The sequence below is a fragment of the Pseudonocardia phyllosphaerae genome, assembly GCF_046546475.1.
Taxonomy (GTDB): Bacteria; Actinomycetota; Actinomycetes; order Mycobacteriales; family Pseudonocardiaceae; genus Pseudonocardia; species Pseudonocardia phyllosphaerae.
Window position 1 is genome coordinate 583,831 of sequence record NZ_JBKGXS010000002.1, and the last position, 24,851, is coordinate 608,681.

Here is a 24,851-nt window from a genome sequence, read left to right on the forward strand (position 1 = left end):
GAGAGGACCGATTTCCCGTGGCATACGTGGTCACCGAAGCCTGTATCGACGTGATGGACCGAGCCTGCATGGAGGAGTGCCCGGTCGACTGCATCTACCCCGGGGACCGGATGGCCTACATCCACCCGGACGAGTGCGTCGACTGCGGAAAGTGCATGCCGGCATGCCCCAGTGAGGCCATCCACTGGGAGCACAAGATGCCCGACGACCTGCAGCCGTTCGTGTCCGCCAACGCCGAGTTCGTGTCCGAGCACGGCCTGGAGGGCGGCGGCGAAGACATCGACCCCGTCGGTGCCGACCATCCCATCGTCGCCCAGCGGAAGCCGGAGTGAGCGCCGTGAGTACCAGCGACCGGACCGACACGACCACCGAACTGCAGGCCGACCTCGTCGTCGTCGGCGCCGGGCCGTCCGGGCTCTACGCCACCTACTACGCCGGGTTCCGCGGTCTGAGCGTCGTCGTCATCGACGCGCTCGACCAGCTCGGCGGGCAGATGTCGGTGCTCTACCCGGAGAAGCCGGTGTTCGACGTCGCCGGGTTCCCGAAGGTCCGCGCCCAGGACCTCGTCGACTCGCTCGTCGAGCAGGCCGCGATCGCCGAGCCGACCTACCTGCTCGGCCAGCAGGCGTCGCTGCTGGAGGAGTTCGACGACGGCGTCGCCGTCACCACCGACAAGGGCGTGCGCGTCCGGGCCGGGGCGCTGCTGGTCACCGGCGGCATGGGCCGGTTCTCCCCGCGGCAGCTGCCGGCCGGGGGCGACTACGCCGGTCGCGGCCTGCGCTACGCCGTGCCGAAGCCCGCCGAGCTGGCGGGCAAGGACGTGCTGATCGTCGGCGGCGGCGACTCCGCGGTGGACTGGGCGCTGTGCCTGGAGCCGATCGCGTCGTCGGTCGCGCTGGTGCACCGGCGCGACGCGTTCCGCGCGCACGAGCGCAGCGTGGAGCAGCTGCGGGCGTCGTCGGTGGAGCTGCTCACCCCCTACGAGGTGCTCGACGTGCGCGGCGGCGACCGGGTCGCCGAGGTCGACCTCAAGGGCCCGGAGGACGTCGTCACCCGCAAGGTCGACGAGATCGTCGCCGCGCTCGGGTTCAAGGCGGACCTGTCGGCGCTCTCGGAGTGGGGCGTGGAGCTGAGCAAGCGCCACGTGGCCGTGGACCGCTCGATGCGGACCAACCTGCCGCGGGTGTTCGCCGCCGGGGACATCACCGACTTCGAGGGCAAGGTCCGGCTGATCTCGGTCGGGTTCGGCGAGGCCGCGCTCGCGGTGAACAACCTGGTCCCGCTGGTGCGCCCGGACCTCCCGGTGACGCCGGGGCACTCCAGCGACGCGGCGTGAACACCTCTCGTCCCCGGGGCCGTGCCGTGGATCGGCGCGGCCTCGGGCTCGATAGGAAAGACCATCGGCCGTTCGCCGCAGCAGCGGAATCCAGCGGGTGCGGTGGCCGTTCCACCGGGTGTAGACAGAGGTTCACGGGGCGGCCGTGACACCGGGAACCGGTACGATCGTCGCCCACCCGGACCAGCGCGGACGTCGGAGGAGGGAACCGATGGAGACGGCAGCCGTCGAGCACGCCGCCGACCACGCCTTCGGCCGCCTGTCCGCGTGCGGTCCCGACGCCGAGCGCTACGCCACCGCAGGCGAGGCGATGATCCGGTTCCCGAAGGCGCATCCGCGCTCGACCACCGTGGCGCGGGCCCGCGAGGAGTTCCGCGACGACCACGTGCACGCGCTGCTCGTCGTCGAGGACGGGATCCTGCTCGCCGTCGTCGAGCGGGGCGACCTGGAGGGCCGGCCCGGCTCGGACCCCGTCCTGGCGGCCGGGGCGATCGAGGGGCGCGCCATCTCCCCCGACGCGCACCTGCTCACCCAGCGCGACTACATGCAGGAGACCGGGCACCGCAGGCTCGCCGTCGTCGACGACGACCGGCAGCTGCTGGGGCTGTTGTGCCTCAAGCGGTCCGGTGCCGGGTTCTGCTCCGACGCCGGGGTCGCGGCCCGCGCCGCGGAGCGCGAGGAGCAGGTCCGCCGGGCCCTCACGCAGTGAAGTCCTCACGTCGGAGCAACACGAACGTGACGTGAACATGCCATGCTCAGGTATGGCTCTGGTCACGATCGACACCACCACCGTGGCCGAGTGCGACCGGCTGGACTTCTGGCGCGAGACCGTCTGCGACCAGTTCGTCGCGCTCGACGTCACGCCGTCCTCGGACTCCGGGCTGGTCACCGGCCGGGTCACCGCGGCGTCCGTCGCCGACACCCACCTGCGCCGCATCGCGTCGGTGCCGCATCGTTTCGAGCGGACGCCGAACCAGGTCCGCACCGCCGACGAGGGCTACCTGCAGGTCGCGCTGGCCCGCCGCGGCCGCACGCTGATCGTGCAGGACGGCCGCGAGGCGCTCATCGGCCCCGGCGAGTTCGCGCTCTACGACAGCGCGCGCCCCTTCACCTTCGTCACCACCGACGCGTTCGAGTACTCGGTGTGCCTGCACCCGAAGAGCGCGCTGCCGCTGTCCGCACCCGAGGTGGAGGCCGCCACCGCCGTCACCTTCGACGGCCGTCGTGGCGTCGGCGCGATGCTCCCGCCGCTGCTGTCCTCGCTCGACCGGGCCATCGGCGACGACCTGCCCGCCGCCGGGCAGGAGGCGGTCGCCCGCACGATCGGGGACCTGTTCGTCGCGCTGGTGCGCAGCCACGTGCCCGCGGCGCTGCCGGGCAACCTGCACGTCGGGCGGGCGCGCGCCTACATCCGCGAGCACATCGCCGACCGGGACCTCTGCCCGGCCGCTGTGGCCTCGGCCTGCGCGATCTCGGTCAGCTACCTGCACAAGCTGTTCGCCGCCGAGGAGACCTCGGTGGCCGCGGTGATCCGGGAGGAGCGGCTGCAGGGCGCCTGGGAGGACCTGCGCCGCCCGGAGCTCGCGCACCTGGGCGTCGGGACGATCGGCGCCCGCTGGGGCATGCCCGATCCGGCCGCGTTCAGCCGCGCGTTCCGGGCGCGGTTCGACCGCTCCCCCAGCGCGCACCGCGCCGAGACGTTCTGACGCGGCGCGTCCCGGGGTACCGGACCCCGCCGGTCAGCCGTGCGCCGCGCGCAGGCTCTCCCCCGCGCCGGGCTCCACGGAGCGGCGGACATCGGCCAGGGATCCGTGGAACAGCCCGCGCAGCGCCGCGATCACGTCGGCGGCCGCACCGTCCGGGTCGATGGCGTAGTAGCGGAAGCGGCCGGCCCGGCGCTCGGTGACCAGCCCGGCCAGGCGCAGCACCCGCAGGTGCGTCGACACCGCCGTCCGCCCGACGCTGCTGATCCGCTCGGCGAGCCCACCGGCGCTGAGCTCGTCGGCGTCCCCGAGCACGGCGAGGATCTCCCGCCGGACCGGGTCCGCGAGCGCGTCGAAGGCGAGATCGGCCGACTGGCCGCGCAGCCCGCTCATGTCAAGACCTGATGACACACGGGTGATCGTAGGGGTTGTGCGCGTCCGGCACCGCATCCGTGCCGGTGCTTCCGCTCACAACGACCCGCCGGCACGACGACCTCAGACCGCCGACGGCTGGGCCGCCGCGGCCTCATGGGTGTGCGCGTCGGTCTCCCCCGGGCCGAGCGGGTCGGGCAGCGCCTCCCACGCGTCGACACCCGCGGCGAGCTCGTCGTCGGTGAGCAGGCACGCGTCGAGCTCGGCGTACAGGGTGTCGCGGTCGATGCCCTGCCCGATGAACACCAGCTCCTGGCGGCAGTCCCCCGCCGCGTCGTCCCAGTTGCCGGTGATCGCGTCGCGGCGGTAGTCGTCGGGCCACAGCTCCTGCGGCAGGAACCGCCACCAGTGGCCGATGTAGCCGTGCCGGATCAGGTGCCCGGCCTGCTGGATCGTGCCGATCTCGGTGACCCGGGCGGCGTTCCAGAAGTATCCCTTGGCGCGCAGCAGGCGCCCGTTGGTCCACTCCCCGGTCAGGAACGCGTGCAGCCGCCCGGGGTGGAACGGCAGCCGGGCCCGGTAGACGTGCGAGCCGACGCCGTACTCCTCGGTCTCCGGGGTGTGGGTGCCGTTGAGCTCCTGCAGCCAGCCGGGTGCGGTCGCCGCCTTCTCCAGCGAGAACAGCCCGGTGTCGAGGATCCTGTCCAGCGGGGCGCGGCCCTCGGCGATCGGCACGATCTCGGCGACCGCGTTGAGCCGGCGCAGGATCGCGGTCAGCTCCTCGACCTGCGCGGGTGTCATCAGGTCGGTCTTGGAGATCAGGATGACGTCGGCGAACTCGGCCTGGTCGACGAGCAGGTCCGAGAGGTCCCGCCGGTCCTCCGGAGCCACAGGGTCGACCCGGGCATCCACCCGGTCGTCGACCCGGCTGCCCTCGCGGTAGTCGGTCAGGAAGTTGACCCCGTCGACGACGGTGACCATCGTGTCGAGCCGCGCGATGTCGTCGAGCGCGCCGCCCGCCGGGTCGATGAAGGTGAACGTCTCGGCCACCGGCAGCGGCTCGGAGATGCCGGAGGACTCGATGAGCAGGTAGTCGAAGCGGCCGTCGTGGGCGAGCCGGGTGATCTCGGCGAGCAGGTCCTCGCGCAGGGTGCAGCAGATGCAGCCGTTGGTCATCTCGACCAGGCGCTCCTCGGACCGGCTGAGCGCGACGTCGCGGGCGATGTCGGCACCGTCGATGTTGATCTCGCTCATGTCGTTGACGACGACGGCGACGCGGCGGCCGTCACGGTTGCTCAGCACGTGGTTGAGCAGCGTCGTCTTGCCGGCGCCGAGGAAGCCGGAGAGCACGGTGACGGGGAGCCGGGTGTCGGCCACGCGCGATTCGGTCATCGTCGGTCCTTTCGGCCCGTGGTGGGGCGGGCTGGTGCAGCGGGACGGGACGGCCCGGGTGGGCCCGCTCGCGGCGGGCCCACCCGGAGTGGGGTGCGGACGCTCAGACCGCCGGCTCGAGGTAGCCCTCGAACAGGTCGACCACCACGGCGCCGGCATCGGTGTCGTCGCCGAAGAGCTCCTCGCCCGCGAACTCGACGTGGTAGCTCGGCTCGGCACCGCCGTCGCTGCGGCCGTGGCCTGCGGCGTCCGGGAACGGCCAGGTCATCGCGGTGCGGTGCTGCACCGTCCCGACCTTGCCCCGGCAGAACGCGGGGTAACGGACGTGGCCTGCGAAGTGGTCGTCGCGGACCCGCACCTTGTCCCCCACCTCGAAGGTGATGGTGTGCTCGGGCGCCGGGCGGCCGGGCGAGACCGCGGGCAGCGCCAGCGGGAACGGCCCGCCCGCCATCGTCTCCAGCTCGTCCTGGGTCAGGACGCCCTTCTCCACCATCAGCGACGCCGCGCCGATGATGTAGCGCTCGTAGTACGGGGTCGTGAGGTAGACGCGCGGCTCGATCCGCTCGACCGAGTGCCGCACCTCGTCCAGGGTGAAGATCCCCTTGCTGACGCCGAGGAACAGCAGGCTGTAGCCCAGGTGCTCCCAGTCGTACTTGAAGGTGTCTCCGATCGGGCCGTTGGCCGTGTGCGGCACCTGTCCCCAGCCCTGCTTGCCTGCGAGGTCGTGTACGCCGTCCATCGTGGAGTCTCCGTTTCGGTTCGTGAGAGGGGGGCGGGTCAGGTGTTCGGGTGTTCGGCGACGACGTCGGCGGACGGGACCGCGACGCCGATCAGGCAGTCCTTGGTGACGATCCGGGCGAGCTGCTCGGCGCTCCAGCCCTCGGTGCCCTCGGGGCGCATCGGCAGGACCATGTAGCGGGTCTCCGCCGTGGTGTCCCAAACCTTGATCTCGGTGTCGGCGGGCAGCGTGGTGCCCAGCTCCTCGAGGACCTTGCGCGGCTCGCGGACGACGCGGGCGCGGTACTCGAAGCCCTTGTACCAGGTGGGCGGCAGGCCGAGGATCGGCCAGGCGGTGCAGGAACAGAGCGAGCAGACGATCACGTTCTTGACCGTCGGCGTGTCCTCCAGCGCGCGGATGTACTCGCCCTGCGGGCCCAGCCAGCCGTACTCGGCGACCGCGGCGGTCCCGTCCCCGAGGAGCTTGTCCCGGAACGCCGGGTCGGTCCAGGCCCTGGCGACGAGCTCGGCGCCGCGGCGCGGGCTGAAGTCCTCCTCGAAGGTCTTCTTCCAGCCCTCGTTGAAGCCGGGGTCGATGAGCCCCTTCGCGTCGAGGGCGTCGCGCAGGGCGAACGCCCGGTCGGCGACGGGTGCGGTGTCGGGCAGCCCGGTGCGGTTGGGCTGTGCGGCGATGGTCATGCGCGGTGCTCCTTCGTGGTGGTGCGGATGGGACGGAACGGGAGGGCTGCTCAGCCGGTGGTCGCGGCGAGCACCGGCGGGGCCGGGAAGCCGCCGACGGCCTGTTCGAACGCGTGCGCGACACGCAGCACGGTGGCGTCGTCGAAGCGACGGCCGGCGATCATCAGGCCGGTCGGCAGACCGCTGACGAGGCCGGCCGGGACGGTGCACGCCGGGTGGCCGCTGACGTCGAACGGCGCGCAGTTGCCGATCATGCCGAGCGCGGTGGGCAGGTAGGTCTCCAGCGGGGCGTCGAGACCGACCAGCTCCGGCGCGGTGTAGGGCAGGGTGGGCATGACCAGCACGTCGTAGCTGCTCAGCGCCTGGTCGTAGGCGGCACGCAGCTCGTAGGCGAGGTTGCGGGCCATCGCGTAGTAGGCGCCGCCGGCGTGCTCGAAGGTGTGGCGGCCGGACAGCCCGACGAGCTTGACGGTCTTGGACAGCTCGGCGCCGCGCTCGACCCGCTGCCGGGCGTAGTGGGTGATGAGCTCGGGGTCGTAGAGCCCCTGGTAGTTCATGCCGTAGGCGTTGCCGTCGAGCATCTGGACGGCCGCGCCCTCGGTGGCGATCACGTTCCAGACGGCGAGGCCGTCGAGGTGCCACGGGATCGACACCTGCTCGGCGGGCAGGCCCGCGTCCTGCAGGACACCGATCGCGGCGCGCACCGCGTCGTCCACGGCGGGGTCGCTCTCCGGGCGGCCGAACCCCTCGGCGACGACGCCGACCCGCAGCCCGCGCGCGGACCCGTCCAGCGCCGCGAGGTAGTCGACCGGCTCGGTCCCGGTGGGCTGGCGGGCGTCGAGCCCGTCGACACCGGCGAGCACGCCGAGCAGCAGCGCCGCGTCGGACACGGTGCGGGTGATCGGGCCGAGGTGGTCGATGGTCGCCTCGATCGGGAACGCGCCGGTGTAGGGCACCAGCCCGTGGGTGGGCTTGTGCCCCACCGCCCCGCAGAACGCGCTGGGGATCCGGATGGACCCGCCCTGGTCGCCGCCGACGGCCATGTCGACCGCACCGGAGGCGACGAGTGCACCGGCGCCGCTGGACGAGCCGCCGGAGACCCGGCCGGTGTCCCACGGGTTGCGCACCGGCGCGGGCCGGGAGGTGAAGCTGGCCCCGGAGAAGCAGAGGTCCTCGCAGACGGCCTTGCCGGTGATCGTCGCGCCTGCGTCGAGCACCCGGGTGGCGACGGTGGCGTCGCGCCGGGGGACGAACCCCTCGACGGTCGCCGAGCCGTTGGTCATCGGGACCCCGGCCAGGGAGATGTTGTCCTTCAGCGCCACCGTGCGCCCGGCCAGCGGCCCGTCGGCGGCGCCGGGGACCGAGGTGGTCACGTACCAGCCGCCGAGCGGGTTCTCGGTGGGCTCCGCCCAGGCGCGGTCCGGGGTCTCGGGCGCGGTGGCCCGGTACAGCTCGGCGACGCGCTCGGACGCGGCGAAGGTGGCCGCGACCGGTCCGGCGAACTCGTCGATCTCGCTCTCGGAGAGGCCGAAGGCGTAGTGCTCGTTCAGGGCCGCGAGCCGCTCGGCGTCGGGTGCCGGGACGGGCCGGTCGGTCGGATCGGGGACGGGCATCGGTGCTCCTCACATCCGGGATGGGAGGAAAGCTAGAAGCCGCGCCTAATTCATGTCAACAATGCTTGACGAGTTGACATGACCGTAACGAGATCGCCGCCGCGCCAGGACGCCGTGCTTCGGCGCACCCAGCCAGCAGACGACGAACACCGCGGTCAGGACCAGCACGATCAGCCCACCGGCGGCGAGGTCGAAGGCGAACGACAGGTACAGCCCGACGACCGAGCCGAGCGCCCCGATCGCCGGCGCGAGCAGCATCATCGTCTCGAGCCGGTCGGTCAGCAGCCGTGCCGTCGCCGCGGGAGTGATCAGCAGGGCGAGCACCAGGATGTTCCCCACCGCCTGCAGTGACATCACGATCGCCAGGGTGACCAGCACGTACAGCGCGGTGTTGAGCCGGAACACCGGCAGCCCGGATGCCGACGCGGTCTCCGGGTCGAGCCCGACCGCGACCAGGCGCGGGTGCAGCACCGCGGCCGCGGCGAGCACCAGCGCACCGATCACCACGACACCGGCGAGGTCGCCGTCGGAGATGCCCAGGATCGAGCCGAACAGGAACGACTCCAGCGAGCCGCCGTAGCCGGGCGTCGCACTGAGCACCACGATCCCGAGGCCGAACGCGGCGGCGAAGAACACCCCGATCACCGAGTCCTCGCCGAGGCGCCGGTTGCGGGCGAACACCGCGACGACCAGCGCCGTCGCGATCCCGGCGACGGCGCCGCCGATCGTGAGGTCCAGGCCGAGCGCGAACGCGATGGCGATGCCGGGAAACACCGAGTGCGAGACGGCGTCGCCGATGAAGGCCATGCCGCGCAGCACGACGTGGCAGCCGACCACCCCGCAGACCAGCCCGGACAGCAGCGCGACGAGCAGGGCGCGGCGCCAGAAGTCGAACTCCCACGGCCCGAGCACGACGTCGAACAGGTCGTTCACCGAGACTCTCCCGGGTCGCTCAGGGTCCGCAGCAGCTGCTGGGACCGGGTGACGCCGAACGCGCGCAGCCAGATCTCGGGGTCGGTGAGCCCGTCCGGCGGGGCGTCGGCGACGACGGTGCGGTTGAGCAGGCACAACCGGGTGCACATCTCGCTCGCGGCGGCCAGGTCGTGCGTGGTCGTGACCAGCGCGTTCCCCTCGCCCCGCAACCGTCCGAAGAGGTCGGTGAGCATCTCCTGGGTGGGTACGTCGAGGCCGGTGAACGGCTCGTCGAGCAGCAGCAACCGGGGCCGCAGCGCCAGCGCCCGGGCGACGAGCACCCGCTGGCGCTGCCCGCCGGAGAGCTCCCCCACCGGCCGGTTCGCCAGCGGGGTCATCGCGACGCGCTCCAGCGCCTCGGCGACGGCGGCCCGGTCGTCGGCCGAGGCGCGGCGCAGCCACCGGCGGCGGTGCACCGTCCCGGACAGCACCGCGGCGCGCACCGAGATCGGATAGTCCCAGGAGAACTCGTGGCGCTGCGGGACGTAGCCGACCGTCCCGCGACGACGCCCCGGGTCGGCTCCGTCGATCACGACCGACCCGCGAGTGGGCGCGACCAGGCCGAGCACCGACCGCAGCAGCGTGGTCTTGCCCGCGCCGTTGGGCCCGATCAGGCCGACGGTCTCGCCGTCGCCGACGGTCAGCTCGACGTCGTGCAGCACCTCGCGACCGCCGAGCTCGACGGTCAGGTCACGCACCTGCAGCACCGTGCTCACGAGGTCCCTCCTGCCCGGCGGCGGCGGACCAGCAGCACGGCGACGACCGCGGCGGCGAGCACGACCACCACGGCGACCACGATCGCCCAGGTCGGGAGACCGTCGTCGAAGGCGCTGGTGGGGTCGTCGTCGCCGACGTGCACCCGCAGCGTCGAGCGCGCCCCCGGCGACGACCCGTCGACCGGGGCCATCTCGACGTCGATCCGGTAGTCGCCGGGCTCGGAGAACGCCCAGTTGCCGTGCGCGTGCGTGCCCGGCTCGACGTCGAGCTCCTGGGGCAGCTCCTCCCGGCCGTCGAACAGCACCCGCGGGGTGCCGAAGTTGCCGCTGACGAACAGCGTGAACTCCCCCGGCCCGTCGACGTCGAGCACCCGCCAGGTGACGTCGTGCCCGGCCGCGGCGACGCCCGGGTCCTGGGTGTTCCAGCCCGGCCAGACGATGCCGGACTGCTGGGACTGCGGGAGCAGCCAGACCGGCGAGCCGGGCGTGCCGAGGAAGCCGAACCGCGGGTCGGCCGGCACCGCGGTCCGCGCGGTGTCGCGGGCCTGCAGGACGACGTGGTCGGCGTCGTGCCAGGCAGGCGGGTCCGCCGAGCCGTCCTCGATCTGCAGCCGCCAGGCGCCGTCGACGACCCGCGGGGCGAGGTCGACGTGGCCCTGGGAGATGACCGTGCGGTCATCGGTATCGGTCTCCGCGTACGCCGGGGTGGCTCCGGCCACGAGCACGCCTGCGGTCGCGAGGACCGCGAGGATCCGCCTCATCGCGCTGCACCCCCGAGGCATCGGGTGATCTCGTCGGCGTTGTGCCGCATCATGTCCGCGTAGGTCTGCACGTGGTCGTCGAAGGCGTCGCCGTAGACGGTGCAGATCCGGGCGCCCTGGTCGCTCGCGACCTGGCGCAGCACCGAGGCCCGCTGGATCAGGTTCGACTCCAGGAAGACCGCGGGCACGTGCAGGTCGTGGATGGTGGTGCTGAGCTTGCGGACGTCGTCGACGCTGGGTTCCTGGGCCGGGTTCGGCACCACGAAGCCGCCGACGGTCAGGCCGTAGGCGTCGGCGAAGTAGCCGAACGCGTCGTGCGTGGTGACCAGCCGGCGCCGGTCCGCGGGGATCGTGGCGACCCGGTCGCGGACGTAGCGGTCGAGGTCGTCGAGCTGCGTGCCGTAGGCCCGGGTGCGGTCGGAGTAGTAGCTCGCCCCGTCCGGGTCGGTGCGCGACAACGTGTCCCGGATGACCTGGGCGTAGGCGTCGGCGTTGTGCACGTCCTGCCACAGATGCGGGTCGATCTCGCCGTGCACGTGTTGCCCGAGCACCGCCTGCGGCAGCTGCAGGATCCTGGCCCCGGGGGCACCGAGGAACCCGAACTGCGGGTCGTCCGGCACGGTCTCCGCGGCGCGGGCGGGCACCTCGATCACAGCCTTGTCGGCGGGGACCACGGTCTGCTTCGTGCCGCCCTCGGCGTCGGCGAAGGCGTAGAGGCCGCCCTTGTCGAGATCGGTGGCCAGGTCGGCGTGACCGCGGTTCAGCACGGTCGCACCCGGCACCGCCTTCGCCGGGTCGACGCCGACGGCGAAGGTGAAGGTCTGCTTCCCGAGTTCCTTCGGCGGTGCGCCCTGGTTCCGCAGCTGCGATGCAAGCGTCACCTTGTAGACGCCGGGCTTCGTGAACGCCCAGTTCAGGTGGGTGTGCGCGGCCGGCGGGACGGTCGTGGCGTCGCGGTCGTCGAGGCCGTCGCCGGAGTCGAAGAAGATCTCCGGTGCGCCGAGCGACTCGGTCAGGTACCCGGCGAACCGGCCGGGCCCCTTCACGTCGGTGGCCGCGATCCGGATCTGCGACGTCCGGTCGGCGCCGAGCGCGTGGCCCTCGCCGCGGACCCGGAGACCCAGCCACAACACGTCGAGCCCGAGGTTCTCGACCAGCGGGATGACGTGCGCGCCGTAGGTCTCGGAGGACTCGGCGAGCGAGACGTTCGCGGCGTCGTCGCGAGAGTTGGCGTCGATCGCGGTGACCAGCGCCTGCGGCTCGAGCAGCAGGTGGTTGGTGAAGGTGACGTCGGCCTCGGCGACGCGACGGGCGTCGGACGGGCTCGGCTCGTAGGTGTGCGGGTCGGCGCCCGGCGGGACCAGCGAGCTGACCTCGACACGGTCGCCGCCGACGTTGCGCACGAGGTCGGCGATGATCCCGGTGGTGGTCACGACCTTCAGCGGACGGTCGGCGCCGGGCTGGGTCGCGGTCCCGCAGGAGGCGACCAGTCCGAGCGCGGCGACGGCGAGCAGCGCCGCCGGCCGCCGGAGCGGGGACAGAGGTCCCGGCATCGGTGTCCTTTCCTGACCGGAGATGATCCGGTCGGTGACGCGCCGCCGCGCGCCCACCCCGGTGCGGGGCGGACGCGCGGCGGCGGACGTGCGACTGCTCAGGAGCGGCGGCGGCGCAGCAGGACCGCGGCGGCGACGGCCGCGGCGACGACCAGCACCCCCACGACGACGGCGACGACCGTCCCCGTCGAGCCTCCGGCCGAGGCCTGGTCGGGGTTCGAGTCCGCGGTCTTCACGAACGGCACGGTGGCCTCACCGGTCGGCTTGCCTGCGGCGTCGAGGGCCTGGGCGCGGATCTCCGCGCCGCCCCAGTCGGCCGCGACCGGCGTCGACAGCTCCGGACCGTTCGCCCCCGGGATCGGCGCGAACGGGGTCTCCGAGGCCTTGCGCACCGACCACGCCCAGCCGCCGGGCGGCGGGGTGGCGCTGTTCGCGGTGGCGGTCAGGGTGTCGCCGGTGTCGTAGGTGTCGTCGCCACCGGAGACGGTGACCTCGGGCGGCGGTGCGCCCTCGAGGTGCAGCGTGGCCGGCGCGGACTCCGCGAGCGAGGCGTGGTCGGCGTTGAACAGCTTCACCGTCACCTCGGCGCCGTCCATGTCCGGCGTGATCGGCAGCTTCTGCTCGACGTCACGCGACTCCGGGATCCAGGTGAACTTGTTCTCGCCGCGCTTGCGCAGGTACCAGTGGTAGTGCTCGTCCGGGGTCTGCGGGTTCTGCGCGGAGGCGATCGTCGCCGTCTCACCCGGCCTGTAGGCCGGCTTGTCCGGTGTGACGGTCATCGTGGTCGACGGCGGCTTCGCCGCGACCCGCAGCGTCAGCGGCTCGGACTTCGCGGTCGGCGCGCCGTTCGGGCCGAGGACCTCGGCGTAGAGCTGGGCGCCGTCGAGGTCGCGGTCGGGCTTGTCCTCGTACTCCGCGGCGGTCTCCTCCGGCTGCACGACGAAGTCCGGGTCGACGGTGCGCTTGAGGTACCAGCGCAGCTTCGCGTTGTCCGGCACGGCCGTGCCCGCGGCGTTGACGATGATCGACTGGCCGACGAAGTACTCGCCGTCGACCTTGTCCGGGGTGAGCCCGACGCCCTTGGTCTGCTTGTGCGCTGCCGGGGTGGCGACCGGCTTGGTCGCGCCGCTCGCGCCCTCGGTGGGCCCGACGACGAACCGCACGGTCGCCTTGTCCGACACCGGCTTCCCGTCCGGCAGCTTGGCCTTGGCGGTGAAGGAGATGTCGTAGGTGCCCGGGGCGGTGAACACCCAGTTGGCGTGCTCGTGCCCGCCCGGCTCCAGCTTCTTCTCGGTGAACAGCGAGCCGGGGACGAACAGCCGGCTCGTCTTCTCCCCGGTGAGCCCGCCCGCGCCGGTGACGGCGAAACGCGGGTTCTTCGACGGGCCCGCGTAGGCGAAGCCGTCGAGGTCGAACGCGACGGTGCCGTTGATGTCCTTCTTCCCGATGCCTTCGGTGGACCAGCCGGGCCACACGACGTCGGGGTTCTGGGTCTGCGAGGTGATCCAGGCCGGGCTGCCCGCGGGGGCCAGGAACTCGTAGCCGGCCGGCAGGTCGACCTTCGAGCTCGGCGTCTCCGGGACGTGCAGGACGACCTTCTCCGGGTCGGTGACGCCCTGCGGGGTCTCGGTGCGCAGGGTGAACTTCCCGTTCTCCATGACCGGGTAGAGGGCGTCGACGTGCTGCCCGGCGCCCTCGACCTGACGACCGTCGGTCGCGGCGGGTGCGGGAGGTGCCGGGGGTGCGGGTGGCGCCGCGGCGGCGGTCGCGGGGGCGATCAGCCCGAGCACCGCGGTGAGGGCGACGGCCGAGCCGAGGCGGAGGACCCGACCGGGTGAGGCCGATGAGGCAGTGGTGGGCGACATGGCAACTCTCTGTCACGGCAAATGGAAACAGGAATCGTTACCACGTTTGCCGCTTCGCCCGGAAGATGCTGTGACGCACCTCTTTCATGCAGTTCGCGCGCTACGTACGGCTCATGGCGTTTCGTGCACAGCCGGAGGGTGATGCGTCGTGACCCGCGGTGGTCGTGGGGCGGCGCCGGCGGCCCACCGGACCAGCACGGCGGCCGCGATCCCGAGCGCGGTCAGCGACGCCGCCAGCCCGGTGGTCGCCGCCCCCAGCGACGTGACCAGCGTCAGCAGCCCGACGACGATCGTCGGGATCCCGGCGCCGAGGTAGTGGACGACGTAGGCGGTCGCGGTGATCCCCGCGGCCCGCTCCCCCACGGCCGCACCCTGGACGACGCCGTGCGCGCCGCCGTAGGCGAGGCCGTGCCCGAGCCCGGCGACGACGGCCGCGGACAGCGTCACCACCACCGACGCGGACGGTCCGGCCCCGAGCAGCACCAGCAGGCCGGTGACCAGGCAGCCGAGCCCGGCGAGCTGGGCGCGCACCGCACCGAGGCGGCTCAGTACGGCCTGCGCCGGCAACGCGGCCACGACGACGACCGCCGCGACCAGGCCGAGCACCGCCACCCCGGCGCCGGAGCCGCCACGGGTCAGGGCACTGGGGATCAGCCCGAGGAACAGCCCGACGACCGCCCAGGACACGAACCCGGCCGCCATCGCCGCGACGAACGCCGGCCGCCCGGTGCGCGGCAGGTCGACCGAGACCACCGGTGTCCGCCGTGCCGTCGGCGCGGTGGCCGTCGCCGCTGCGGATGCAGGGGCGGCCGACGGACCGAGGCGCAGGAACACGACGGCCAGGGCCAGCACGTGCAGCAGGTGCACGCTCGCGTACGGCGCGGGCAGCACCGCGGCGAGCAGCCCGGTCACGCCCGGCCCGGCCGCGGTGCCGAGCAGGAACACCAGCGCCCCGGCGGCCGCGAGCCGTCGACGGCGGGTCGTCATCCGCGCCTGCGCGAGCACCGCCATGCCCGCCCCGGTGGCCGCGCCCAGCGCGACGCCCTGCAGCACGCGTCCGGCGAGCAGCCAGGCCGGGTGCGCGCCGACGGCGAAGCACAGCGATCCGGCCGCGGCGAGCAGCAGGCCGCAGCGGACGAGCCGGGTGCGGCCGAGCCGGTCACCGAGCGGACCGAGCACCAGCAGCGCCGGGACGGCCGCCGCGGCGTAGGTCGCGTAGATCAGCGTCAGCGTGAGGTCGCCGAAGCCGAGCTGCTGCTGGTAGCCGGGGAACAGCGGGCTCGCCATGTTCGCGCCGAACGCGAGCAGCGCCAGCGCCGACGCCATGTCCCCCGGCCGATCGAGGATCGGCGCCGACGCGTGCTTGGACAAGGCGGGACGGCGGACGCGGCGCGGGGCAATGATCGTGGACACGTCGACACCGTGCGGGTGCCAACCGTACGAATCCAGCGGACGTTGTTTCCGATGATTATCGCGAGCTGTTACATATTCTTCCCTGGCTGCTCAGGCGGGGCGCGGCGACCACTTCGGACCGAACGGAGTGGTGCGGGGCACACGGGTCAGGGGCTCTCCAGGCGGCCGGCGAGCGTGCCGCAGACCTCGCGCAGCGCGTCGAGACCGGCCGCGACCGCGGGGTGGTGCTGGGCGCCGTCGCGGACCGCGGCGATCACCCGGCGCTGCGGGACCGGCGGGCGCCCGATCCGCAACCGCCGGGTGTCGTGCCGGGCGGGCACGTCGGCCAGCCGCGGCACCAGGGCGACGCCGAAGCCGAGCGCGACGAGTGCGGCGCCGGTGTCCCACTCGTCGGAGTAGTGGGCGATGTCGGGGGTGAACCCGGCGCCGGTGCAGGCGAGCATCACGAGCTGGTGGTAGGCGCGGCCGGGGCTGCTGCAGATCCACCGGTCGCCGGCCAGGTCGGTGAGCGTGATGTCGTCGCGGCCGATCAGCGGGTGGTCCGGGCCGACGAGCACGTCGAGCGGCTCGTCGTAGAGGGCCCGCTGGTCGAAGGCGGGGTCGGTGACCGGCGGGATGCTCTCGGTCGCCACGACCACGGCGATGTCGGCGTCGTCCGCGGCGAGCAGGTCGAACGCCCGACCCGGCTCGGTCTCGCGCAGGTGCAGCGTCAGCGCCGGGTGCGACTCACGCAGCCGAGCCAGGGTCTGCGGGACGACGGCCGCGGCGGCGGTGGAGAACGCGCAGAACCGCAGCGACCCGGTCGTCTCGCCGGGCCGGTGCGCGTCGAGCTCGGCGCGGGCCCGCTCCCACTGCGCCATCAGCGTCTCGCCGTGCACCAGCACGGTCCGCGCGGCCGGGGTGAGCCGGACGCGGCGGCCGTCGGGTTCGAGCAGCTCGACCCCGAGCTCACGGGCCAGCGTCTGCATCTGGTGCGACGCCGCGGACGGCGTCATCCGGCACACCTGCGCGGCCGCGGTGACCGTGCCGTGCCGGGCGATCGCCTGCAGCACCCGGAGCCGTCGATCGATCATCCGAAGAACGTACATGGTGATGAGCTGAACTCTTCGATAATCACGACTCGATGCGGCTACGGATCCCAGAGCTCGTCGAGACCGGCAGCCGGGACGCGGACAGCCGCGTCCAGCTTCTTCAGGCCCTTGGCGACGATTCGCCGAGCTGCTCCATCCAGCTTCCGGAAGTCCTCGCGGGCGTCCTCGCTCAGGGTGACCTTCGCCGTGCCCATCGGAACGGGTCTACTCCGCGTCCAGGCTGTCGGGGTCGATACCCGCCTCGGCGAGGACGTCGTCGAGCGAGAACCGCCGACCGCTGTCGGCAGCCGCGCGGACCAGCGCAATACTCAGAAGCCGCAGATCGTCCTCCAGCTCCTCGAGGCGCTGCAGCCGGTCCATGCTTTCCATGTCGACCAGGGCGGCGACTGCCTTGTTCTGCCGGAGGATCACCCGGGCCTCGCCATCTCGCTGCAGAGGCCGGCAAGGCAGGATCGCCGACGATGCCTGTGCAGAGGACCCCGTGAGCACCGACGAACCGTTCGAGGTCGAGTGCGCCACGAGCGGCACCACGGTCACTGTCGGCGCCGGTGAGAGCATCCTGACCGCCGTCGAGAACGCCGGGCTGAGCCCGGACTGGTCCTGCCGCCGCGGCGAGTGCGGCGCCTGCGAGGTACCGCTGCTGGCCGGGCGGGCCGAGCACCGCGACTCCATCCTCGACGACGAGGAGCGGGCCGCGAACACCGCGATCTTCCCGTGCGTCTCCCGCGCCGAGCACGGCTGCCCGAGACTGGTCCTCGGGCTCTGAGCTGCCCAGTCCTGTCAGATGCCCGGTGCGCGGCGACGGTCAGCGTGCCGTCCTCGCCGCGGCGCACGTCCCCTACCGATCGGGGTGTCCATGCGGCGCCGGTCGACCTAGGGCCGACATCGGTGCTCAGCCGGCAGACTCGTTCAGCCAGCCGCGCAGGCTGCCGCAGAACGCGGCGAAGAGTCGTCGACTCACTTGTGCCTGGGTCAGTCCGACCGTGTCGAGCAGATCGAAGATCTCGCGGGGGTCGAACAGGATGTTCCACAAGAACGCCCCTTGCTCGCCTGGCTCGGGGAGCCCCAGCTCCGCCGCGGCGGCGGCGATGGGCTGCTGTACCGCTTCGACCTGGACCGCGATGTGACGTGCCCCTGCGCGCAGGCGGGCCAGGTAGCCCTCGGCCGAGCGGGTGTGCACCATGGAGCGGCCGTGCACCACGACCAGGCGCACCCACTCCGCGCACACTGCCTCGAGCAATCTCAGGCCGGTGAGGTCGCTGCGGCGGCTGAAGGTCAGCAGGCGTAGCCCGACATCGAACCGGTAGACGGCGAGGATGTCGTCGACGGAGGCGAAGTGTCGATAGGCGGTGGCCACGGCGACTTCGGCGCGTTCGGCCACCTCGGTCATCTTCACGGCGGTGCCGCGTTCGCCGGCCAGGTCTGCCGCGGCTTCGATGAGCCGTCGCCGGTTGCGTTCGGTGTCGCTGCGCACGCCGCGCCGTGCCCCCCGTCCCTGACCTGTGTTGTCGGCGCGCACCCCGGACGGGACGCTGCGGCCGCCTGGTTCGCCACGGTACCGGCGCCCGCTGGTGGCCGGGCGGGCCGCCCGGCCACCAGCGGGAGGCTGTGAGTGGGTCACCGGCGCAGGTCGGCGAGCCCGTCGGCGAGTCGCTGCACCCCGGCGCGGATCGCGTCATCGGCGGCGGCGTAGGACAGTCGCAGGTGGAACTCGCCGTGCTCACCGAACTCGGATCCTGGGCGGACCGCGACGCCACGCTCACGCAGCTGTGTCACGACCTGGGCCGAGGGGAGGTCGAGGTCGTAGCGCGGGAACAGGTAGAACGCACCTTCGGGCACGCTCAGGGTCAGTCCGTCGATCGCAGCCAGGCCGTCGGACATGATCTCGCGGCGGCGGACGTAGGCCGCGCGCATGGCTGCGACGTCGTCGTCCGCTCCGTGCAGGGCGGCCAGTGCCGCGTCCTGTACCGCGGTGTTCATCGATCCGTTGACGGTGTTGTGGATCCGGGCGGCTGCTGCGATCAGTGGCTGTGGACCCCAGAGGTAACCGACACGCCATCCGGTCATGGCGTAGGTCTTGGAGAAGGTCTGGCAGTAGAGCGTGCGCTCGCGCAGGCCGGACACCTCGACCGCTGAGGTGAACGGTTCCGGGGTCCAGGTCAGGTCGGCGTAGGCCTCGTCGGACACGACGACGGTCTCGGTGCCCTCGAGCATCTGTGACAGCGCCTCCAGCTCGGCACGGGTGTGCACGATGCCGGTGGGGTTGCTCGGGTTGCAGAACACGAACACCGTGGCTCCGGGCAATGCCGCGGCGAGCCGGTCGAGGTCCCAGTGCAGGTCCGGGCCCAGCGGCACCGGAACCGGGACACCGCCGGCCATGCTGACCAGGTCGGCGTAGAGGGAGTAGGTCGGGTCCGGGAAGACGACCCGGTCGCCGGGGTTGACCAGCGACAGCAGTGCCGCGCCCAGACCGGCGGTGCCACCGTGTGTGATCAGGACGTCGGCCGGGGAGGCCTCGATGTGGGTGCGTGCTCCGATGCGGCGGGCCAGTTCCTCGCGCAGCGCGGGTTCGCCCAGCAGCGGGGAGTAGTGGGTGCGTCCGGTGCGTAGTGCCTGTTCGGCGGCACTGACGACCGCGGCGGGGGTGTCGAAGTCGGGTTCGCCCATCGCGAGCGAGACCAGGTCGCCCGAGGACTGGGGTTGCTGCACGCGGCGCGAGGCGGCCGCGATGCGGTTGACGGCGTCGGAGGGGGCGTCGGCGAACGACGGGGCGGTGGACGAAGCGGTACTGGTCGACATGCTCGGGTCTCCCGGGTCGGGGTGCTCAGGGATGGGTGGTCACGAGGTCGGTGCGCCCACTCCGCGGCTGATCTCGAGGTCGGTGGCGGTGTCGCGTTGGCGGGTCGGGGCGACGACGATCTCCTGCAGCACGACTCGTTGCGGCAGCACCACTGCGAGCCGGATGGCCTCGGCGACGTCCTCGGGCTGGACCATCGCGGCTCGCTCCTGCGGTTCCGGGGGCCGGGCGCGGTTGTCGAGGATGGGGGTGTCCGCCTCGCCCGGCAGGACGGTGATCGCGCGTAGGCCATCGTTGCGGAAGGTGTTGTGCAGGAAGGTCATGAAGTTGCGGACTCCGGCCTTGGCCGCGCCGTAGGCGGCACCGCCGAGCAGGTTGGGGTTGACCGCGGCCAGAGAGGAGACGGTGACGATGGTGCCGGTGCCGCGATCGAGCATGTCGGGCAGCACTGCCTGACAGAGCCGGAACACCGCATCGAGGTTGACGTCGAGGACTTCGCGCCATTCCTCGTGTGGCAGGTACTGCGGGTTCAGCACGGTCGATGCGCTGCCGGCGTTGTTGACCACGATGTCGATCGGGCCGTGTTCGGCGCGTACGCGCGCGAGCGTCGTGGTCAGCGCGACGTGGTCGGTGATGTCGATCGCGACCGCCGAGGCCGTTCCGCCGGCCGCGCGGATCTGCTCGGCGGCGGCCTCGATCGGTTCCGGGCGGCGCCCGACGAGCACGACGGCGGCGCCCTCGGCGGCCAGCAGCCGTGCGGTCTCGCGACCCATTCCGCTACCCGCGCCGGTAACCAGCGCCGTGCGCCCGGAGAGGGTGCCCACTACTCCTCCTCCTCCAAAATACGAATATCTTCGCAATTGAGACTACGTTCTCAATAGCTGTGGTGACAAGGGCCGGGCAGGCCGAGTGCGGCCCAGGCGTCGGCCGCAGCGCGTTCCAGAGCTCGCAGGCCGGTCTCCTGCTCGGCTGCGCGGTGCACGGCGGTGGCCCTGTCGACCCAGCGGAACCGCAGTGTCTGTCCCGGGCCGGCTTGGCCGAGCAGGGGCAGACTGGCCCGGGTGGCGACCCCCACGATCGGGTATCCAGCGGTCAGGGTGCGGTAGCGGCCCAGCACGATGAGCTCGTCGACGTGGGGGATCTCGAGGGCTCCGATGGGTACGCCGTGCGAGACGACTTCCGTGTCGTCGTCGGGATGTTTGACCGGTCCCTCGAGGCGCAGGCCGACATGATTCGAGCGGGGCGTCACGATGTAGGCCGAATCCGCTACCAGCTCGCGCAGACCGGGTACCGGCACGTCGTCGACCGCGACGACGTCGATCGGCGTTCCGGCGGGGGCCGGCGTCGGGACCGGTGGCCGCAGCAGGATCTGCCCGAAGTGGCCGTGGCGGAATCCGGTCCATGCCGACTGGACCCGTACTTCGTCACCCGAGGCGAGGACCTGGCCGAATCCCATCCGGGCGTCCGGTGCGACGCTGCCGAGGAAGCGCGGGGCCTCGATCCGGCCGTGGATCGCGAGGTAGGTCCGGGTGCCATGGTGCAGTGCATGCACACGAAGCTCGTGGCCGGCGGGGACCAGTACGGGGGTGCGGCAGCGTGTCGGCACACCGCCGACGGTGACGGTGGCGTCGGCGCCGGTCAGTGCGACCAGCACTTCCCGTTCGGGGACCACCGCCAGTCCCGGGCCGAGTGTCTCCAGTAGCGGCGCCCCACGGGGGTTGCCCACGAGCAGGTTTGCCACGGCTGCCGACTGCTGGTCGGCGGCCCCGCCGGTGGGGACGCCGAGGCGTTCGGAGTCGCGGCGTCCCAGGTCCTGATGGGTGGTGGCCCAGCCGGATCCGGTCACCTCGAGCGCGACGGTGATCACCGTGTGGCTCCCTCGGGCAGCAGGAAGGTGCCGGCGAGCGCGGCCGCGCCGGTGGTGTCGAGCGGCTCGAATCGTGCGGTGTCGCCGGGGGTGAAGGCGGCGGGGTCGGCGCGGGTGATGTCGACGATCGTGTGCGGTGTCGCCCCGATCACTCGCCATCCCGACGGCCCCGGGAAGGGTTGGATCACCGCACCGGTCCCGGCGACCATGACGGCTCCCGGTGCGACGTCGGTGCGCGGCTCTGCGCGCCGCCGGATCGGGCGGGGCACCTGCAGTCCGTCCATCATCGGGGCCATCGCTGCTGCGAGCAGCGCGATCGTGAACCGCGACCCGGTCACGGCCGCGACGAGGTCGTCGTTGGTGAGGCCGAGCTCCTCGGCCACCTCGTCGAGGTCGGGACCGGCCGAACCGCCGAACACCATCGGGATCACGAACTCTCGCGGTGTCTGTGTGGGGGCGATGGTGTCGTGGCCGGTCTCGGCGAGCAGTCGTACGGCCCAGCCCATGTGTTCGGGGCCGGTCATCAGCGGGTCGAAGCCGATCAGCAGAGATTCCAGACCGGCGACGATGTCGAGCACGCCGACCGGGCGCCGGGACAGCAGGAGTTCCCGGAGCCGGCGGACCGTGGTCCTGCGCGCGGCCGGGTCCGGGTCCGACGGTTCCACCATGACCGCCGCGTCCCCGTAAGGACGGACGCTCACGGTGGGGACCGGCCCCGTCTGGGCACCCGTTGTCATCTCGCCCTCTCGTCGTCCGCCGCTGCTGCGTCGCTCGTTGGTACTCAGCCCTCGAGCGCTGGTTGCGTCTTGTTCGCGAGCACCTCGACCAGCCCGGCTGCGCGTACGCCGGCAGCGTCGAGTGCAGCGCGCAGCGCACGGCCGTTGTCGAGCACCAGTGGGTGGTCGCCGTGCAGCAGCAGCACGTCGGCGTCGTGCCCGAGTGGGACGTCCTCGCCATCGACCGAGGTGACCGTGCCCTGGGTGACCACCTGCACCGCGCGGCGCCCGACCAGTTCCGGGTCGTGGATCAGACCGCCGGGGTGCGAGCGTGCGACAGGCATACCGTCGGCGCCGTAGCCGCGGTCGGCCAGGAACACGTAGCCGACCTTCAGGTCGCGCTTGCGGGCCTCCTCGGCGAGCACGCCGCGTTGGCACACGACGATGTAGTCGCGGTCGTAGGCCGCGACGGCGTCGGTGATCGCCCGGGCGTGCACCCGGTCGGTCTGGGCGATCGAGCCCATCCGGCCGTGGGGAGCGACGTGGCTGATCGTGCCGCCGTGGGCTCGGGCGAACGCGTCGAGGGCACCGATCTGGTAGAGCACGTCGGTGCGGATCTCCTCCTCGGTCGCCTCGATGAGTCGGCGTCCGAATCCGACGAGGTCGGGGTAGCCGGGGTGTGCCCCCAGCTCGATGCCGCGGGCCACGCACTCGGCGACCGTGCGATCGATGACGCGCGGGTCTCCGCCATGGAAACCGCAGGCGATGTTGGACGAGGTGACGTTGCTGTAGAGCGCTTCGTCGTCGCCGATCGTGTAGTTGCCGAAGCTCTCGCCGAGGTCGGCGACGACGGCCACCGTGGGTGGTGCCATGGATCTCTCCTCGCGGGGTGTGGAATCGGGCTCAGCTGACCTCGAGCGGGCGGCCCTTGGTCTCGCGAACGAACGACAGTGCCACCAGCGTGATGAGCGCTGCCACGATGGCGGCGTAGGCGGGGATCAGGTTGGAGCCGGTGGACCCGATCAGGGCGGTCATGACCAGCGGCGCACTGCCGCCGAAGATGATCGTCGAGATGCTGAAGCCGATGCTGTAGGCCGAGTAGCGCACGCTGGTCGGGAACATCTCCGCGAGGACGGTGTGGATGGTCGCTGCGTGCCCGGAGAACGCGATCGCCATGACCGTGGCGCCGATCGCGGCGAGCACGAACTGCCCGCTCGCGATGAGCAGGAACATCGGGTAGGCGAGCACGCCGCTGGCGATCGCGGACGCGTAGAGCACGGGCTTGCGACCGAGCCGGTCCGAGACCCGGGCGGCGAGTGGGATGCAGATGATGATCGCCACCAGGCTGATCGCGGTGACCAGGAGAGCCTGCAGCATCGTGAAGTTCACCCCGTCGCCGAGCGAGGTCTTCAAGTACGTCGGCATGTAGGTGAACAGCAGGTAGTAGCCGGGACCATTGAGTGCGGGCAGGAACACCGTCAGCAGGATCGCCAGCAGGTGGCGCCGGGAGGTGAACGCCTCCCGCAACGGGTTGGTCAAGGTCGTGTTCTGCTCGCGGGCGGCCTGGAAGACCGGGGTCTCCTCGAGCCGGCGGCGGATGTAGAAGCCGATGTAGCCCAGTGGCACAGCGAGCAGGAACGGGACGCGCCAGGCCCACGAGGTCATCGTCTCGTCACCGAGCACCACGATCAGGAACGCGGAGAACGCACTGCCGAACATCAGCGCCACGAACGAGCCGACGGCGACGAAGCTCATCCGGAAGTTCCGTTCGCCGTCGGGGGCGTACTCACCGACGAACGACATCGCGCCGGCGACCTCTCCACCGGCGGAGAAGCCCTGCAGCACCCGCAGCGCGAGCAGCAGGATCGGCGCCGCGATCCCGATGGTCTCGGTCGAGGGCAGCAGGCCGATCGCCGCGGTGGACGTCGAGATCAGCAGCAGCAGGATCGCCAGCAGGGTGCGGCGGCCGAGCCGGTCACCGAGGTATCCGCAGATGAGCCCGCCGAAGGGCCGGGCCACGAAGCTGACCAGGAAGCCGACATTGGCCAGGAACAGACTGCCGGCCTCGGCTCCACCGGCGAGGTTCACCGCCAGGTAGGTGACCAGCAGGCCGTAGATGCCGTAGTCGTACCACTCCACGAAGGAACCGATGGCGCCGGCGACGGTAGCCCGGCGGACCGTCCCCTCGTCGGGCCTGGTCACGCCGGTACTACCCGCGTCGACACGATCTGAGGTTGTCATGGGTGTTCACCTTCGAGATCGAGGGGTCCGTCGTTGGATCCCTACCGATGGATGGTGGTCCGTACGGCCGGTCGTCGCCCGTCCACGGAGCAGTACTGCGACTCTGTTCTCATCTGAGGCTATGGTCTCTTTTTTAGTCGGGTCAAGAGCGACGCCAACACCCACATGTAACGTCTCGGTTTCCAGGAGTCCGACCGTCGCCCGACCCATCATTCCCGGTCGGCACGCCGATCCGCCCACGAACTGGACTTGCCCGACGACCGACGAAGCGGCACCATCAGCCGCACAAATCTGAGAACACGGTCGCACTTCACTCGCGCTGGCCGACGCACGGCACCCTACGGAGGCATCGATGTCGAGTACGTCCCAGGACAACGTGCGGGTGGCACCCGCGTGGGCGCGCGTCGCACCCGAGGTGCTGCAACGGCTGGGTGCGCACAGCACTGCCAATCTCGGTGACGGCCTGGACCGGCTCAACATCGCCGACGGCGGCATCGCCCCGATCTGGCCCGGAGCCCGCGCGGTCGGTACGGCGCTGCCGGTGCTGACCGTGGCGGGAGACAACAAGGCCGTCATCGCCGCGCTGGACCACATCCGTCCCGGCGACCTGGTGGTGATCAATGCCCTGGGCCACGACGGACGTGCCATCCTCGGGGACAACCTCGCCCAGCGGTTCGCGGCGTTCGGGGCGACCGGCGCTGTCGTCGACGGCTACGTGCGCGACCGCGCGATCATCGAGGAGCTCGGCGTCCCGGTCTTCGCCCGCGGGCTGACCCCGGCCGGACCGTTCAAGAATGGGCCGGGCGCGATCGGTGAGCCCGTCGCGATCGGCGGAGTCGTGGTCCACCCGGGCGACCTCGTGGTGGCCGACGGCGACGGTGTCATCGTCATCCCGCCGCACCGGGTGGAGGAGGCGCTCACCGGGGTCGAGGCGATCGTCGCCCGCGAGGCCGCCCTCGACGCCGAGGTCGCCGGGCTGCGCGCACGGGCCGCCGGGTGAGCGGCCGACTGCGAGTCGCCGCCGCCG

General features: G+C 72.2%; 27 protein-coding genes. 6 read left to right on the forward strand and 21 right to left on the reverse strand.

The annotated features are described in order from the left end of the window. The first annotated feature begins 17 nt into the window (after nucleotides 1–17). The 4 genes from fdxA (at nucleotide 18) to ACLE50_RS08035 (ending at nucleotide 3,042) form a co-directional block, all read left to right on the forward strand. Complete coding sequence (gene fdxA / locus ACLE50_RS08020) at nucleotides 18–332, forward strand: ferredoxin (RefSeq protein ID WP_410942770.1); 315 nt, start codon at nucleotides 18–20, stop codon at nucleotides 330–332. A 5-nt stretch (nucleotides 333–337) separates the two neighbouring features. Next, nucleotides 338–1,336 (forward strand): NAD(P)/FAD-dependent oxidoreductase, encoded by a 999-nt coding sequence (locus ACLE50_RS08025; RefSeq protein WP_410942771.1) that lies wholly within the window; start codon nucleotides 338–340, stop codon nucleotides 1,334–1,336. A gap of 211 nt (nucleotides 1,337–1,547) precedes the next feature. Continuing rightward, a complete protein-coding gene (locus ACLE50_RS08030; protein WP_410942772.1) occupies nucleotides 1,548–2,045 on the forward strand; it encodes a CBS domain-containing protein in 498 nt (165 codons plus the stop codon). A gap of 52 nt (nucleotides 2,046–2,097) precedes the next feature. Further along, complete coding sequence (locus ACLE50_RS08035) at nucleotides 2,098–3,042, forward strand: AraC-like ligand-binding domain-containing protein (protein ID WP_410942773.1); 945 nt, start codon at nucleotides 2,098–2,100, stop codon at nucleotides 3,040–3,042. A gap of 33 nt (nucleotides 3,043–3,075) precedes the next feature. Here ACLE50_RS08035 and ACLE50_RS08040 read toward each other — a convergent pair whose 3' ends face one another. The 14 genes from ACLE50_RS08040 to ACLE50_RS08105 form a co-directional block, all read right to left on the reverse strand. Beyond that, entirely contained in the window at nucleotides 3,076–3,432 is a 357-nt protein-coding gene (locus ACLE50_RS08040) for an ArsR/SmtB family transcription factor (RefSeq protein ID WP_410942774.1), read from the reverse strand. A gap of 102 nt (nucleotides 3,433–3,534) precedes the next feature. Beyond that, nucleotides 3,535–4,803, reverse strand: coding sequence for a GTP-binding protein (locus ACLE50_RS08045; protein WP_410942775.1), 1,269 nt, complete (start codon nucleotides 4,801–4,803; stop codon nucleotides 3,535–3,537). 103 nt (nucleotides 4,804–4,906) lie between these two features. After that, on the reverse strand, nucleotides 4,907–5,542 hold the full coding sequence (gene nthB / locus ACLE50_RS08050; RefSeq protein ID WP_410942776.1) for a nitrile hydratase subunit beta: 636 nt from the start codon (nucleotides 5,540–5,542) through the stop codon (nucleotides 4,907–4,909). Between the two features lie 38 nt (nucleotides 5,543–5,580). Continuing rightward, nucleotides 5,581–6,219, reverse strand: coding sequence for a nitrile hydratase subunit alpha (nthA, locus tag ACLE50_RS08055; RefSeq protein WP_410942777.1), 639 nt, complete (start codon nucleotides 6,217–6,219; stop codon nucleotides 5,581–5,583). 50 nt (nucleotides 6,220–6,269) lie between these two features. Continuing rightward, on the reverse strand, nucleotides 6,270–7,832 hold the full coding sequence (locus ACLE50_RS08060; RefSeq protein ID WP_410942778.1) for an amidase: 1,563 nt from the start codon (nucleotides 7,830–7,832) through the stop codon (nucleotides 6,270–6,272). Nucleotides 7,833–7,877: 45 nt separating this feature from the next. Next, nucleotides 7,878–8,765 (reverse strand): anchored repeat-type ABC transporter permease subunit, encoded by an 888-nt coding sequence (locus tag ACLE50_RS08065; protein WP_410942779.1) that lies wholly within the window; start codon nucleotides 8,763–8,765, stop codon nucleotides 7,878–7,880. Further along, complete coding sequence (locus ACLE50_RS08070; protein WP_410942780.1) at nucleotides 8,762–9,520, reverse strand: anchored repeat-type ABC transporter ATP-binding subunit; 759 nt, start codon at nucleotides 9,518–9,520, stop codon at nucleotides 8,762–8,764. Before ACLE50_RS08070 ends, ACLE50_RS08065 begins: the two co-directional genes overlap by 4 nt. Continuing rightward, a complete protein-coding gene (locus tag ACLE50_RS08075) occupies nucleotides 9,517–10,281 on the reverse strand; it encodes a choice-of-anchor M domain-containing protein (RefSeq protein WP_410942781.1) in 765 nt (254 codons plus the stop codon). The genes ACLE50_RS08070 and ACLE50_RS08075 overlap by 4 nt, the downstream gene beginning before the upstream one ends. Next, nucleotides 10,278–11,834: an anchored repeat ABC transporter, substrate-binding protein gene (locus ACLE50_RS08080; protein WP_410942782.1), complete on the reverse strand. Its 1,557-nt coding sequence runs from the start codon at nucleotides 11,832–11,834 to the stop codon at nucleotides 10,278–10,280. Before ACLE50_RS08080 ends, ACLE50_RS08075 begins: the two co-directional genes overlap by 4 nt. A 98-nt stretch (nucleotides 11,835–11,932) precedes the next feature. Further along, nucleotides 11,933–13,699: a choice-of-anchor M domain-containing protein gene (locus ACLE50_RS08085; protein WP_410942783.1), complete on the reverse strand. Its 1,767-nt coding sequence runs from the start codon at nucleotides 13,697–13,699 to the stop codon at nucleotides 11,933–11,935. 111 nt (nucleotides 13,700–13,810) lie between these two features. Then, a complete protein-coding gene (locus ACLE50_RS08090) occupies nucleotides 13,811–15,112 on the reverse strand; it encodes an MFS transporter (protein WP_410942784.1) in 1,302 nt (433 codons plus the stop codon). Between the two features lie 146 nt (nucleotides 15,113–15,258). Then, the gene (locus ACLE50_RS08095) at nucleotides 15,259–16,185 is read right to left on the reverse strand and encodes a LysR family transcriptional regulator (protein ID WP_410942785.1); all 927 of its coding nucleotides are present in this window, start codon (nucleotides 16,183–16,185) and stop codon (nucleotides 15,259–15,261) included. A gap of 56 nt (nucleotides 16,186–16,241) precedes the next feature. Continuing rightward, a complete protein-coding gene (locus ACLE50_RS08100) occupies nucleotides 16,242–16,397 on the reverse strand; it encodes a hypothetical protein (RefSeq protein WP_410942786.1) in 156 nt (51 codons plus the stop codon). A 10-nt stretch (nucleotides 16,398–16,407) separates the two neighbouring features. After that, complete coding sequence (locus tag ACLE50_RS08105; RefSeq protein ID WP_410942787.1) at nucleotides 16,408–16,614, reverse strand: hypothetical protein; 207 nt, start codon at nucleotides 16,612–16,614, stop codon at nucleotides 16,408–16,410. A 70-nt stretch (nucleotides 16,615–16,684) separates the two neighbouring features. On the opposite strand from ACLE50_RS08105, the gene ACLE50_RS08110 reads away from it, so the two are divergent. After that, complete coding sequence (locus tag ACLE50_RS08110; protein ID WP_410942788.1) at nucleotides 16,685–16,969, forward strand: 2Fe-2S iron-sulfur cluster-binding protein; 285 nt, start codon at nucleotides 16,685–16,687, stop codon at nucleotides 16,967–16,969. Between the two features lie 126 nt (nucleotides 16,970–17,095). Here ACLE50_RS08110 and ACLE50_RS08115 read toward each other — a convergent pair whose 3' ends face one another. From ACLE50_RS08115 to ACLE50_RS08145, 7 genes are all read right to left on the reverse strand, one after another. Further along, nucleotides 17,096–17,677, reverse strand: coding sequence for a TetR/AcrR family transcriptional regulator (locus tag ACLE50_RS08115; protein ID WP_410942789.1), 582 nt, complete (start codon nucleotides 17,675–17,677; stop codon nucleotides 17,096–17,098). A 143-nt stretch (nucleotides 17,678–17,820) separates the two neighbouring features. Next, a complete protein-coding gene (locus ACLE50_RS08120) occupies nucleotides 17,821–19,002 on the reverse strand; it encodes a pyridoxal phosphate-dependent aminotransferase (RefSeq protein ID WP_410942790.1) in 1,182 nt (393 codons plus the stop codon). A gap of 39 nt (nucleotides 19,003–19,041) precedes the next feature. Then, a complete protein-coding gene (locus ACLE50_RS08125) occupies nucleotides 19,042–19,824 on the reverse strand; it encodes an SDR family oxidoreductase (RefSeq protein WP_410942791.1) in 783 nt (260 codons plus the stop codon). Nucleotides 19,825–19,874: 50 nt separating this feature from the next. Then, nucleotides 19,875–20,867: a 5-oxoprolinase subunit C family protein gene (locus ACLE50_RS08130; RefSeq protein WP_410942792.1), complete on the reverse strand. Its 993-nt coding sequence runs from the start codon at nucleotides 20,865–20,867 to the stop codon at nucleotides 19,875–19,877. Beyond that, nucleotides 20,864–21,604 carry a carboxyltransferase domain-containing protein gene (locus tag ACLE50_RS08135; RefSeq protein ID WP_410942793.1) on the reverse strand — a complete coding sequence of 247 codons (741 nt, stop codon included), beginning with the start codon at nucleotides 21,602–21,604 and terminating at the stop codon, nucleotides 20,864–20,866. The genes ACLE50_RS08130 and ACLE50_RS08135 overlap by 4 nt, the downstream gene beginning before the upstream one ends. Before the next feature lie 44 nt (nucleotides 21,605–21,648). Next, complete coding sequence (locus ACLE50_RS08140; protein WP_410942794.1) at nucleotides 21,649–22,455, reverse strand: 5-oxoprolinase subunit PxpA; 807 nt, start codon at nucleotides 22,453–22,455, stop codon at nucleotides 21,649–21,651. Nucleotides 22,456–22,486: 31 nt separating this feature from the next. Continuing rightward, nucleotides 22,487–23,785: an MFS transporter gene (locus ACLE50_RS08145; protein ID WP_410942795.1), complete on the reverse strand. Its 1,299-nt coding sequence runs from the start codon at nucleotides 23,783–23,785 to the stop codon at nucleotides 22,487–22,489. Nucleotides 23,786–24,176: 391 nt separating this feature from the next. On the opposite strand from ACLE50_RS08145, the gene ACLE50_RS08150 reads away from it, so the two are divergent. Continuing rightward, nucleotides 24,177–24,824, forward strand: a complete 648-nt coding sequence (locus ACLE50_RS08150) for an RraA family protein (protein WP_410942796.1) — start codon at nucleotides 24,177–24,179, stop codon at nucleotides 24,822–24,824. Nucleotides 24,825–24,851: the final 27 nt, after the last annotated feature.